Raw genomic sequence first — 12719 nt, 5'->3', positions numbered from 1 at the left:
GTTTTGTCTCCAGGGGTGGATAGAAGTAGCGGTCTACGCCGCTTGGGGGATGGAAGTCGAATGCGGCTGCAGCAACTGCCGTAATTGCGCGATGCTTTGTTCGTCGCCGCGGCGCAGGTAGGCCAGCACATAACGGTCGGGCCGCAGCAGCACGGCTTGCGCGCCGGCGCTGCGGATGATGGCTTCCAGCGTGCCGCCACAGTCGCGCAGTGTGGTGTCCGTCTCGGCGCGCTGCAGGAAATCGTCGCTTTGCGCCACTACCGGGATATGGCGGCAGTCCAGTCCCGCGCTGGCCAGCGCCGCCAGCGCGGCGGCCACGGCGCTGCTCTCGGCATCGGCCAGGGACAGCAGGGCAAAGCCGCTGCCGAGCACGTCGTCCAGCGCGGCCTGCGTGCCGCCCGGAAGTTCCACCTGGGGCTGCGGCAACAACTGCCCGGCGGGCACCAGCGCGGCAGCCGCATGGCGGGGCACAAAGAAGCCCTCAAAGAAGCGCGGCTTGGGCTTGAATTTGAGCTGCAGCACGTAGTCGCGCACGGGTGGAAGGACGCTGAAGAGCTTGAGCGCGCCCTGCGTCAGCATGGCGGCCGGCACCGATTTGGGCTGCATGAAGGTGCCTATGCGCACAGCCATCTGGATCAGCGACCAGGCGTGCGGCTTGCGCTCGGTTTCGTAGCTGTCCAGCAGCGAAGCCGGCAGGCGGCCCTGCACCACGGCAGCCAGCTTCCAGGCCAGGTTGGCCGCGTCGCGCACGCCGCTGTTCATGCCCTGGCCCGCAAAGGGCGGTGTCAGGTGGGCGGCATCGCCGGCCAGCAGCACGCGGCCGGCCTTCCAGCGGCTGGCCACGCGCGCGTGGAAGGCATAGACCACCTTGCGTGTGATGGGCAGCTGCGCATCGACCGGTTCGCGCGCGTGGATCCAGCCGCGCACGCGGGCCTCGTCCAGCATGTCGTCGGGGTCTTCGCCTTCGTGCAGCATGAACTCGTAGCGCAGCGTGCCGTCCGGGCCGGGCAGGCGTATCGCCGGACGCGCCGGGTCGCAGTAAGTGCGCGTGTGGCGAAAGGCCGAGTTGCGCTCCAGCAGGTCGACGATCAGCCATTTTTCGTCGTAGCTGCTGCCGGTCAGCGGTATGCCCAGCTGCTCGCGCACGCCGCTGCGGCCGCCATCGCAAGCCACCAGCCAGTCGCAGCGGATGTGTTTTGTCTCACCGCCGTGGCGCAGTTCAAGCTGGACGCCATTGCCGCTATCACCATCGTCGTGGAATTTCACGAGTTCATGGCCGAACCAGATCGCCGAGCCGCTAAAACGCCGCAGCCCGTCGCGCAGCTGGCCCACCAGCACCTGCTGGCGAAAGGCGTTGCGCTTGGGAAAGCCGTGCTCCATGGCCTGCGGCTCGATGCGCGCGAACACCTTGCCGCGCCACGAGTAGTAATGCACGCCGTAGCCTTGCACCACATGCGGCAGCACTTCGGTGATCAGGCCGGTGGCCTGCACCGTGCGCAGGCTCTCATCGTCGATGGTGACCGCGCGCGGCTCGCCCACGGTGCTGGTGTTGCGCTCGATGACCAGGGTCTCCACGCCCTGCCTGCCCAGCAGGTTGGCCAGCATGAGGCCGGTAGGCCCCGCGCCCACGATCACGACGGGAAAATGCTGCTGCTGCTGGCCCGGCAGGGCCGGCATGGCCGACATGGCCGACAAGGGGAGGGGGGCGTTCATGGGGTTTCCGTTTTTCGGGTGGCGCGGGCTTTGTCGCGCTGGTCCTGCAGCCGGCCTTCGATGCGGCCGGCGGCGCTTTGCAGCCGGGCCAGTGTGGTCTTGCGCAGGGCGGTGGTCAGCGAGGCCGCCGGCATCACCACGCTGAGGCTGCCCAGCAGGTGCTCGCCGTCGCGCAGCGCCACCGCAAAACCCACGGCGTCGGGGTCGACCTCGCCTTCGGTGATGCAGTGGCCGACTTCGCGTATGCCGCGTAGCACCTTGGCCAGCTGGGCGTAGTCGTCGGGCAGGCCGGCGGCCACCAGGGTCTTGCGCTCCGAGGCCCAGAGCTGCTTGAGCTGCGTGGCCGGCAGGTAGGCCAGGATGATCTTGGAGGTCGCACCGCGGTACAGCGGCATGGCGCGGCCGCGTTCATAACTGACCGACAGGGCAGGGTTGCGGCCCTTGACCTGGTGCAGGCACATCACCTTGCTGCCGTGAAAGCGGCATAACAGCACCGTGCCGCCGGTCTGCTCCGCGAGCTTGCCGGGCAGCTCGCCGGCGGCCTGCAGCAGCGGGTCGGCCAGGCGTATCTGCCGGTCCAGTTCCACCACCATGGGGCCCAGCACATAACCGCGGTCGGCCACGCGCTCCAGCATGCCGGCGGCGGCCAGCTGGCCCAGGTCGCGGTAGACGCTGGCGCGCGACACGCCCAGCTCCTGCATCAGCCATTCAGGTGTGATGACCGGCCTCTCCAGGCTGAACAGCCCGAGGATGCGCAGCATGCGGTTGGTGCTTGCCATGGTGTGTCTTTCAGTGGGCCGTGCGGGCTAGCTGCGCAGGATGGCCTTGCCCCAGAGGTTGAGCGTGCGCTCCTCGTGCGGCCAGGTCCCGGCGGGGCGGCCGGGCGCGCAGTGCTCGATCTCCGAGGAAATCTCGGCCAGGTTGCCGTCGGGGTCGCGCACCATGAAGAACACGTCGTTGCCCGGGCCGTGGCGGCCTATGCCCCAGACAATGGGCACTTTGAGAGCCGCCATGTGGTCGCCCCAGTCCTTCATGCCGGCCCAGTCGGGGGTCTCGAAGGACTGGTGGTCGAAGCAGGCGGCGGGCGCGAAGAACAGGGCCAGCGCATGGTGCAGCGCGTCGGTGCGCAGGAAGCAGGCGCGCAGCGTGCCTTCGGGGTCTTTCACCGCGTCCGACAGCACAAAGCCCAGTTGCTCCGTGTAGAAGGCCAGCATGGCCGGCAGGTTCGGTGTGCGCAGCGCGAAGTGCTGCAGTGTGGCGGACGGCAGTGCCGTCGCTTCCGCAGCGGCCGGGGCCGCGGGCGGCGTGAACACCACGAGGTTGCCGTCGGGGTCCTTTAATGCGATGGCCTCGCCGCCGGCGAAATCGGCGGGCGGCGCTTCACGCGGCAGCCCTTGCACGCGCGCCGCTAAAGCCTGCCAGGCACCGGTGTTCGCCAGGGCGTAGTGGGCGTAGTGAAGCTGGTTGGCCGGGCCTTCGGAGAGCCGCAGCTCACGCCCCGGGCCGCGGCACAGGTAGCCGCCCGCCGCGGGCGCCATCGCCATGCCGTAGGCGCTGCTGTAAAAGCGCGCGGCCTGCAGCGGGTCGGGCGAATAAAGGTGAAGGCATTGCAGCGCGGCTTGCGGTTCCATGGGGGCGGCTCTCGGTGTAAATCGGTGCCTCCACTGTCGCCGTGGCCTCAAATGGTGTCAAACGTAAATCTCAATAGGTGAGATTTGACCAATATTTCCCCAGAGGCGGATTTGCGGCGCTTCGTGCGGCGCAGGCCTGCAAATGGCTGCCCGTACAACTACACGCGCGTCAGCCATCCCTTACTTGCAGCAGGCCTTCAGGCTGGCACCGGCCGCGAGGCGTGCTGCCTACATTGGACTTGTGTTTAAACCCTGACTACTTTTAGGAGAGACAAATGCCCATCATTGCCTGGCTACTCGGCGTTCCACTCAGCGTCATCCTGATCCTGATGTTGCTGGGCGTGTTTTAGAGCCGCACGGTGAACGGCTTCACGGCCGTTCAAGCAAAAGCCCGCGAATGCGGGCTTTTGCGTTTGGAAGAGTGCTTAGAGCGCGGCGGCCGGTTCCCTGCGCCGGGCGCGTATCCGCGCCACCTTCCACCAGCCCGGCAGCAGGCTCTGGATTTCGGGCCGGGTAAAGCGGTCGTCGATCAGGTAGACCACGCCGCGGTCCGAGGTCGTGCGTATCACCCGCCCGGCCGCCTGCACCACTTTCTGCAGGCCGGGGTAGAGATAGGTGTAGTCGTAACTCTGGGCCGCGCCGAAATTGGCGCCCATGCGTTCGCGGATCTGCTCGTTCACCGCATTGACCTGCGGCAGGCCCAGCGTGGCGATGAAAGCGCCTATCAGGCGTTCGCCCGGCAGGTCTATGCCTTCGGCGAAGGAGCCGCCCAGCACGGCAAAGCCTATGCCCTGCGAGTCCGGCGTGAAGCGCGCGAGGAAGGCGTCGCGCGCGGTTTCCTCCATGCGGCGCGTCTGCTCCCACACCGGGATCTGCGGGTAGCGCTGGCGGAACAGCGCCACCAGCTGCTGCAGGTAGTCGTAGCTGCTCAAGAACGCCAGGTAGTTGCCGGGCTGGCCCTCATATTGCCGCGCCATCAGGTCGACGATGGGCGAGAGCGAATCGCCCCGGTGCTGGAAACGCGTGGAGACGTCGCTGACCACCGAGACCCGCAACTGCTCGGCCAGGAAGGGCGAATCCACCTCGGTCCACACCGTGCCGGCCGGCAGGCCCAGCGTGTCGGCGTAATAGTTCTGCGGGCTCAGCGTGGCGGAAAACAGCGCCGCCGACTGCGCGGCCGCGAAGCGCGGCGCCAGGAAGGGCGCGGGCACCACGTTGCGGATGTTGAGCACCGCGAGCGGCTGGCCCAATGCCTGGCCGAAAGTGTTAGGCCCCGTGTCGGCTTGCAGCGTCACGTCAAACAGCGAATGCTCGCCGAAGGCCTCGGCCATGCGCGAGAAATGCAGGGCCTCGAAATAAAAATCCTGTAGCTCACCGTCCATGCGCGTCGGGTTGGCCATCAGGAAGTCGGTGACCTGGGTCAGCGCCTGCCCCAGTGTCTTGAGGAAAGGCGCGGGCAGTTCGGGATGCACCTGGTAGGGCTCGTCCTGATATTGGTGAAGCTCTTGCAGGCTGCGGTTGAGCCGCTCCAGCGCGCCGCGCACGGCACGCGGCGCACCGGCGTGCACCTGCTGCAGCTGCGCCTGGCTCAGCGTGGCCGAATACATTTTCCGCGCGCGCTCCACCAGGTTGTGCGCCTCGTCCACCAGCACGCTGACACGCCACTGGTTGCCCTGGGCCTGGCCGTGCAGCAGGGCGCTGGTGTCGAAGTAGTAGTTGTAGTCGCCCACCACCACGTCCGACCAGGTCACCAGTTCCTGGCTCAGGTAATAGGGGCACACATGGTGAGCCAGCGCCAGTTCGCGCAGCGCGGCCTTGTCCAGCGGTCCTTGCGCGGCGGCGTGCTTCACGGCGGCGCTGCGCGCCTGCGGCAGGCGATCGTAAAAGCCCTTGGCCAGCGGGCAGGCATCGCCGTGGCAGGCCTTGCCAGGGTGCTCGCAGGCCTTGTCGCGCGCCACCAGTTCCAGCACGCGCAGCGGCAAAGCCTGGCTGCTGCCCTTGATGCGGTCCAGCGCATCCAGCGCCAGCCGGCGGCCCGGTGTTTTGGCCGCCAGGAAAAACAGTTTGTCGAGCTGCTTCCTGGGCACCGCCTTGAGCAGCGGAAACACCGTGCCTATGGTCTTGCCTATGCCCGTGGGCGCCTGCGCCATCAGGCAGGTGCCGGCCTGCGCGGTCTTGTAGACGGCCTCGGCCAGTTCGCGCTGGCCGGGCCGGAAGTCCGGATGCGGAAACTCCAGCGCCGTGAGCGCCGCGTCGCGTGCCTGGCGGTGCGCGAGTTCCTGCGTGGCCCAGGCCAGGAAGCGTTCGCACTGGGCTTCAAAATATTCCTTGAGTGCGGCGGCCGTGAAATGCTCGGTCAGCGGCGTTTCCTGCGCGCTGGCCACGTCGAAGTAGACCAATGTCAGGTTGATGTCGGGAAGCTTCCTGTCCTGGCACAGCAGCCAGCCGTAGATCTTGAGCTGCGCCCAGTGCAGGTGCCGGCGGTTGTCGGCCATGGCATGCAGGTCGCCGCGGTAGGTCTTGACTTCCTCCAACTGGTTCTGCTCGGGGTCGTAGCCGTCGGCGCGGCCGCGCACCGTCAGCGCCTGGTATTCGCCCTCCAGGCTGACTTCGGACTGGTAGGACTCGCCACGGCGCGATGCGACCAGCGCATGGCCGGCCATGCCTTCCTGGGCGGAAGGCGAGGGGGTGAAGCGCAGGTCCAGGTCGCCATGCTTGGCGGTGAACTCGCACAGGGCCCTGACGGCCACGACATATTTCAAGGGGGAGCGCTCTCTGGATAACGGGAATTGGGGAAGAGGTTCATGGTAGCGCAGGCGCCGCCGGCCCCCATCCCAGCCWTCCCCCCGGCGGGGGAAGGGGCAAGACCCCGTGAAATAGAGCATTAACATGCCGGCCATTTACCGATGCGCCGCGCCCGTCTACATTGACGCCATGGACCAGATCATCTTGTGGCTGCAGCAATACGGGCTGGCCGCCGTTTTCCTCAACATCGTGCTGGAGCAGCTGGGCCTGCCGATCCCGGCCTACCCGGTGCTCATACTCACGGGCGCCCTGAGTTTCAACGGCCAGTATTCGGCCGGCGGCCTGCTCGCCACGGCGGTGGGGGCCTGCCTGATCGCCGACAGCGTCTGGTATTGGGCCGGCCACCGCTACGGCAGCCGCGTGCTCAAGACCTTGTGCCGGATTTCGCTGTCGCCCGATTCCTGCGTGCGGCAGACCGAATCGATCTTCACGCGCTGGGGCGTGAAGTCCCTGGTACTGGCCAAGTTCATCCCGGGTTTTGCCTCGCTGGCCACCGCGCTGGCCGGCCGCACCGGTGTGCCCTTCGGTCGCTTCCTGTTGTTTGACGCCATAGGCGCGGCGTTGTATGCCGGCGTCGGCTTGGGCCTGGGCATGCTGTTCCATGACGCGGTGGCCGACGTGCTGGCCATCTTCGAGCAGATGGGGCGCATAGGCCTGATGGTGCTGCTGGCCGGTTTCGCGCTTTTCCTGGCGCACAAATGGTGGCAGCGCCAGCGCTTTTACCGCCAGCTGCGCATGGCGCGCATCACGCCGCAGGAGCTGCTGCACCTCACGCAAGGCGAGCAACCGGCCGTGATCCTCGACGTGCGCACCGAACTCAGCCGCGGCGGCGGCGGCATCATTCCGGGCGCCCTGCTGTGGTCGGACCCGGACCGCAAAATGGCCACACTGGACCTGCCGCATGACGTGGCCGTGGTGGTTTACTGCGCCTGCCCCAACGACGCCTCGGCCGCCCAGGTGGCCAGGCGGCTGATGGCCGCGGGTTTCAAGAACGTGCGCCCGCTGCATGGCGGCATAGACGCCTGGCAGGCCGCCGGGCTGTCGCTGGAGTACCCGCACGCCGTGTGAAAGGGTAAAAAACACCTTTCCGCTGGTGCGCCTCTGCCGCCCGGCTGAAATTTGCAAAAAAGAGGTCTTAAGTTTTCAGATTCGGCGCCCACCAGGCGGCTGCCACACCCAAAAGAAGACAGGGTGTTGTCCTATGGCGGATTTTCTTGTGGCCCAGCACACTCGAGCAGCGCAACGCCGTGCAAAATGCACCAAGGCGACTTGCCTTTGACAAGAAAGTTAACAGCCGCGCATGAAGCCCCGTCCGCCAGGCGCATTGATCGCAGCCCACCGCCAGCATGGCTTGCCGGGATGGCCCGCCGCCGTGCCGCGGAACCCGCGCGCCGGGGAGCGCCGGTGAAAAGGGACGAAACCCTGGCCCAGGCCAACGAGCGCCTGGAGGCTGAGGCGCAGGCGCTGGCCGCGGCCAACCAGGCCCTGGCGCAGGAGCTCGCCGAACAGCGCCGCGCCGCCGAGGCGCTCCAGGACGACGTCGACAGCCTGCGCAGCCTGGCATCGATCTCGTCCGACTGGTACTGGGAGCAGGACGCCGATTGCCGCTTCACCGACATCACCGCCGAGCGCGGCACGCGTGGTACAGGCACCGCCGCTGACCCGGACCTCAACAGCGCCATCGGCAAGCAGCGCTGGGAACTGCCCGGCGCCTATCCTTTGAGCATGTCCTGGGACCACCACCGCGCGGTGCTCGAGGCGCGCCGGGCGTTCCGGGATTTCGAATACATCCGGGTGCTGGGCGACGGCGTGGCCCATTATTTTTCCGCCAGCGGCGTGCCGGTGTTCAACAAGCAGCAGGAGTTCACCGGCTATCGCGGCATCACGCGGGACATCACGGTGGCCAGGCGCATCGAGGAAAAAGAACGCAAGGCCGCGCGTTTCCTCGACGACGTCGTCGACAACATGCCGGTTGCCGTGCACCTGAAGTCGGTGCAGGACGGCCTGCGCGTGGTGGCCTGGAACAAGGCTGCCGAAAGTCTCTACGGCATCCGGCGCGAGGACGCCATGGGCCGCACCGTGCACGACCTCTGGCCGCAGGAGCACGCCGACCGCATCAACGTCTCCGACGTCGAGGTGGCCAACAGCGGCGTCATGCAGGATTTCACTGACCGGGTCATCATGACGCGCGACCGCGGAAATATCCGCGTGCATATGCGCAAGGTCCCGCTCAAGGACGGGGGCGGTGCCGTCACGCACGTTCTGATCACGGCCGAGGACATCACCGAGCGCCTGGCCGCCGAGGATCGCCTGCGCAGCAGCCAGGCGCGGTTCGAAAGCCTCACCCAGCTCTCGTCCGACTGGTACTGGGAACAGGACAAAAACTTCCGCAACGTCTTTGTCTCCAACGATCCACAGCGCTTTGCCCTGGGAACCCAGGTCATCGGGGAGGGGCTATGCCGATGGGACCTGCCCAACTCCGAGCCGCTTGTCGGCACGTGGGAAGAGCACAAGGCCGCCTTGCAGGCGCATTTGCCGTTCCGTAATTTTGAGTACCGGCTGGCCAAGGCGGATGGACGTCCCATTTACCGCAGCGTCAGCGGCGAGCCGGTGTTTGGCGACGACGGAGCCTTCGAAGGCTACCGCGGCGTGGGAAGCGACATCACCGAGCGCAAGCAGACCGAAACCGCGCTGCGCGCGAGCAGCGCGCGTTTCCGGGTGGTGGTCGGGGCGCTTGCCGAAGGCGTGGTGCTGCGTGACGCCGAAGGCAAAATCATCGACTGTAACGCCAGCGCGGAGCGCATTTTCGGCAAGAGCCTGGCGCAGATGAAGGGCCTGACCTCGGCGGCGCTGGATTGGGAGCGCTTGCGCGAGGACGGCACCCACATGCCCGAAGTTGAATGGGCCAGCGTGCGCGCCAAAACCAGCGGCCAGGCGCAGAGCAACGTCGTGCAGCGTTACCGCAGGCCCGACGGCAGCACCTTCTGGGGCCTCATTAACGTGCAGCCGCTGTTCGACGGCAACAGCGACGTTCCCACCGGCTTTGTCACTTCGATCTCCGACATCACCAAGCGCAAGCAGGCCGAGGTGGAAATCGTCCGGCTCAACGTCGACCTGGAAAACCGCGTGCTGCGCAGGACAGCGCAGCTCGAAGCGGCCGGCAAAGAGATGGAGGCCTTCTCGTACTCGGTGGCGCACGACCTGCGCACGCCCCTGAGCACCATAGACGGCTTCTGCGCGCTGCTCGAAAAACACATGCCGCCCGCCGCCGGCGAGCGCGCCCTGCATTTCCTCGAACGCATACGCAGCAGCGTGCGCCGCATGGGCGAGCTCACCGACGGGCTGCTGGCCCTCACGCGCCTGTCGCGCACCAGCATGGTCTGGGACACGGTGGACGTCAGCGCCGAGGCGCTGCGCGTGGCCAAGCAGCTCAAGGACGCCGAGGCCGGGCGCGACGCGCGCATCACTGTCGAGCCCGGGATGCTCGCGCGCGGCGACCAGGCCATGCTCTCCCAGGTGCTGGATCAGCTGGTCGCCAACGCCTGGAAGTTCAGCGCCAAGAAGGAGCATGTCGAGATCACCGTCGGCAGCCAGCGCGGCAAGGATGCGCAGACCGTGTTCTTTGTGAAGGACAAGGGGGCGGGCTTTGACATGGCTTATGTCGACAAGCTGTTCGGCAACTTCGAGCGCCTGCATTCGCCCGAGGAGTTCGCCGGCAGCGGCATAGGCCTGGCCACGGCCAAGCGCATCATCGACCGGCACGGCGGAAAGATCTGGGCGCAATCGGTGGTTGGCGAAGGCAGCACCTTTTATTTCTCGCTCGGCGGCGACCAGACAGGCATCGGGCAACCCGCCCAGCCCGCCCGGGCCGCCGAGGCGGAGCAGGACTCGGGCTTCTCGACGCTGGAGGCGCCCACCGGCGAGCTCTTCAGCAGCGACAACGACGCCTTCATGCTCAACGACCAGCAGTTCAGCAACGCGTTCGAGCACGCCGCGATCGGAATGACGCTGATCGGCATAGACTCGCGCCGGCTCAAGGTCAACAACGCCTTCTGCCAGATGCTCGGTTATTCCGAGGCCGAGATGCTGGCGCGCACCATCCACGACCTGACCCACCCCGACGACATTGAATGGGACCTGGAGCAGCGCCGGCGCGCGCTGGCCGGCGAGATCGAGTCCTTCCACACGGAAAAGCGCTACATCCACAAGGACGGCCACACCGTCTGGGGCTACATGAGCTGTTCGCTGGTGCGCGACGAGGACCGCAAGCCGCTGCGCTTCATCGCGCAAATCCAGGACATCACCGAACGCAAGGAGACCGAGAAGGTGCTTCGCGAAAGCGAGGAACGCTTTCGCGCGCTCACCGCGTTGTCCTCCGACTGGTTCTGGGAGCAGGACGAGAACTTCCGTTTCGTCGAGGTCTCGGGCGAAAGCACCAACGCCTCCGGCATTTCGTCCGCGGCTTACGGCAAGACCCCCTGGGAGCTGGACCACATCCACATGAGCGAGGCCACCTGGGCCGCCCACCGGGCCGTGCTTGAGCGGCACGAAGTCTTCCGCGACTTCGAGAGCATACGGCGCGACGCCAACGGCCAGGTCCGCTACCTGAGCATCAGCGGCGTGCCGATTTTTGACGCCGCCGGCAAGTTCACCGGCTACCGCGGGACGGGCCGCGACACCACCGAGATGCGCCGGGTCACCGAGGCGCTGCGCACCAGCGAAGCGCAGATGCGCGAAATCACCGACACCGTGCCGGCCTGGATCACCTACGCGGACGCCGACCAGCGGCTGCGCTTTCACAACCGGGCCTACGAGGAAGTCTTCGGCATGACGCAGGAGCAGCTGGAAGGCAAGACCATTCGCGAAATCCTGGGCGAGGAGATGTACGCGGTGATCAGGCCCCGGGTGGAAGAGGTGCTGCAGGGCTATCCGGTGGTCTATGAGCGTTCGCAGAAAACCGCCCGCGGCGGCACGCGCGACTACGTGCTCAATTACTTCCCGCGCTACGGCGACGGCGCCGACGAAGGCAAGGTGATCGGCTTCTACACGCTGGCCAACGACGTCACCGAGCTCAAGCGCATTGACCGCATGAAGAGCGAGTTCGTCTCCACCGTCAGCCATGAGCTGCGCACGCCGCTCACCTCGATACGCGGTTCGCTGGGCCTGATCTCCGGCGGCGTCGCCGGCCAGCTGCCGGAGGCGGTCAAGACCCTGGTGGGCATCGCCAAGAGCAATTGCGAGCGCCTGATCCGGCTCATCAACGACATCCTGGACATCGAGAAAATCGAGTCCGGCAAGATGACCCTGGACCTGCAGATCATCGAACTCAAGCCCCTGCTGGAGCAGGCGCTGGCCGCCAACGAGGGTTACGGCGCCGCCAAGAACGTGAGCCTGAGCCTGCAGTTCCCCGACGACGAGGAGTTGATGGTCAGGGCCGACGGCGACCGGCTCACGCAGGTCGTGACCAACCTGCTGTCCAACGCCATGAAGTTTTCGCCCAACGACGGCGTGGTGGAGATCCGCGCGATGCGCACTGCGATCGGCCTGCGCGTCGAGGTGCGCGACCACGGGCCCGGCATTCCCGAGGAATTCCGCAAGCGCATCTTCCAGAAATTTTCCCAGGCCGACTCCTCCGACACGCGCCAGAAGGGCGGCACCGGGCTGGGCCTGAACATTTCACGCGCCATCATCGAGCGCCTGGGCGGCACAATAGGCTTTGACACCCACACCGGCGAGGGCACCACCTTTTACTTCGAACTGCCCGAATGGGTGGAGCCGCCACCCACGCGCCCCGTGGAAATCGGCGGCGACCGCCCGCGCGTGCTGGTCTGCGAGGACGATCCCGACATCTCCCGCCTGATCGGCATGATGCTGGACAAGGGCGGTTTCGACGCCGACCCGGCCTACAGCGCCGAGGCGGCCCTGGCCATGCTGGAGCAGCAGCACTACGCCGCCATCACGGTCGACCTCAAGCTGCCCGGCCAGGACGGCATCGCGCTGATCCGTGCGCTGCGCGGGCGGCTGCTCACGCGCGACGTCCCGGTGGTCGTGGTCTCGGCCTGGGCCGGCGAGGGGAAGGTGCAGTTCAACGACCAGGCGCTGACCGTCTCGGACTGGCTGGAAAAGCCCATCGACGAAAACCTGCTGGTGCTGGGCGTGCGCCACGCCATCGCGGGCGCCGCTGAAAACAAGCCTGTCATCCTGCACGTCGAGGACGACCCCGACATCCAGCGCATCGCCGCCACCATCGCGCAGGACTTCGCCACCTTCGTCTTCGCGGCCACGCTGCAGGAGGCGCGCTCGCGCCTGCACAGCCAGCCCTTCGACCTGGTGCTGCTGGACATCAACCTCAAGGAAGGTTCGGGCTGGGACCTGCTGACCGACATCGAGGCCCTCGAGTCGCCGCCGCCGGTGGTGGTGTTTTCCGCGATCGAGGCGACCCGGGCCCAGGCCGCGCGCGCCACCGCCGTGCTGGTCAAGGCCAAAACCTCCAACCAGGAACTGCTGGAGACCCTGAGGCGGGTACTGGGCCTGGCCCGTCCGCCTGAAATAGAGCTCGAGTAAGGCTGC

6 protein-coding genes are annotated in these 12719 nt (G+C 66.8%); 2 read left to right on the top strand and 4 right to left on the bottom strand.

The window, feature by feature from the left end:
- Positions 1-33 precede the first annotated feature (33 nt).
- From AC1D1Y_RS00115 to AC1D1Y_RS00100, 4 genes are all read right to left on the bottom strand, one after another.
- Positions 34-1605, bottom strand: a complete 1572-nt coding sequence (locus tag AC1D1Y_RS00115; RefSeq protein WP_477680679.1) for a bifunctional 3-(3-hydroxy-phenyl)propionate/3-hydroxycinnamic acid hydroxylase — start codon at positions 1603-1605, stop codon at positions 34-36.
- 104 nt (positions 1606-1709) lie between these two features.
- Positions 1710-2492: an IclR family transcriptional regulator gene (locus tag AC1D1Y_RS00110; protein WP_477680571.1), complete on the bottom strand. Its 783-nt coding sequence runs from the start codon at positions 2490-2492 to the stop codon at positions 1710-1712.
- Positions 2493-2519: 27 nt separating this feature from the next.
- Positions 2520-3344, bottom strand: coding sequence for a VOC family protein (locus AC1D1Y_RS00105; protein WP_477680570.1), 825 nt, complete (start codon positions 3342-3344; stop codon positions 2520-2522).
- 425 nt (positions 3345-3769) lie between these two features.
- A complete protein-coding gene (locus AC1D1Y_RS00100) occupies positions 3770-6106 on the bottom strand; it encodes an ATP-dependent DNA helicase (protein ID WP_477680569.1) in 2337 nt (778 codons plus the stop codon).
- 172 nt (positions 6107-6278) lie between these two features.
- Between AC1D1Y_RS00100 and AC1D1Y_RS00095 the strand changes: the two genes are divergently transcribed.
- Both AC1D1Y_RS00095 and AC1D1Y_RS00090 read left to right on the top strand, forming a co-directional pair.
- Positions 6279-7217 (top strand): rhodanese-like domain-containing protein, encoded by a 939-nt coding sequence (locus AC1D1Y_RS00095; protein WP_477675180.1) that lies wholly within the window; start codon positions 6279-6281, stop codon positions 7215-7217.
- 336 nt (positions 7218-7553) lie between these two features.
- Positions 7554-12713, top strand: coding sequence for a PAS domain S-box protein (locus AC1D1Y_RS00090; protein WP_477680568.1), 5160 nt, complete (start codon positions 7554-7556; stop codon positions 12711-12713).
- Positions 12714-12719: the final 6 nt, after the last annotated feature.

The organism is Polaromonas sp. P1_G1 (genome assembly GCF_056405595.1).
The sequence above is the reverse complement of the archived record's forward strand: the minus strand, read 5'-3'. Positions and strand labels throughout refer to the sequence as shown.

Coding starts and splice junctions, on each gene's coding strand:
- AC1D1Y_RS00110 (WP_477680571.1), bottom strand. CDS start 2,492: ATGGCAAGCACCAACCGCATGCTGCGCATCCTCGGGCTGTTCAGCCTG.
- AC1D1Y_RS00115 (WP_477680679.1), bottom strand. CDS start 1,605: ATGCTGGCCAACCTGCTGGGCAGGCAGGGCGTGGAGACCCTGGTCATC.
- AC1D1Y_RS00105 (WP_477680570.1), bottom strand. CDS start 3,344: ATGGAACCGCAAGCCGCGCTGCAATGCCTTCACCTTTATTCGCCCGAC.
- AC1D1Y_RS00095 (WP_477675180.1), top strand. CDS start 6,279: ATGGACCAGATCATCTTGTGGCTGCAGCAATACGGGCTGGCCGCCGTT.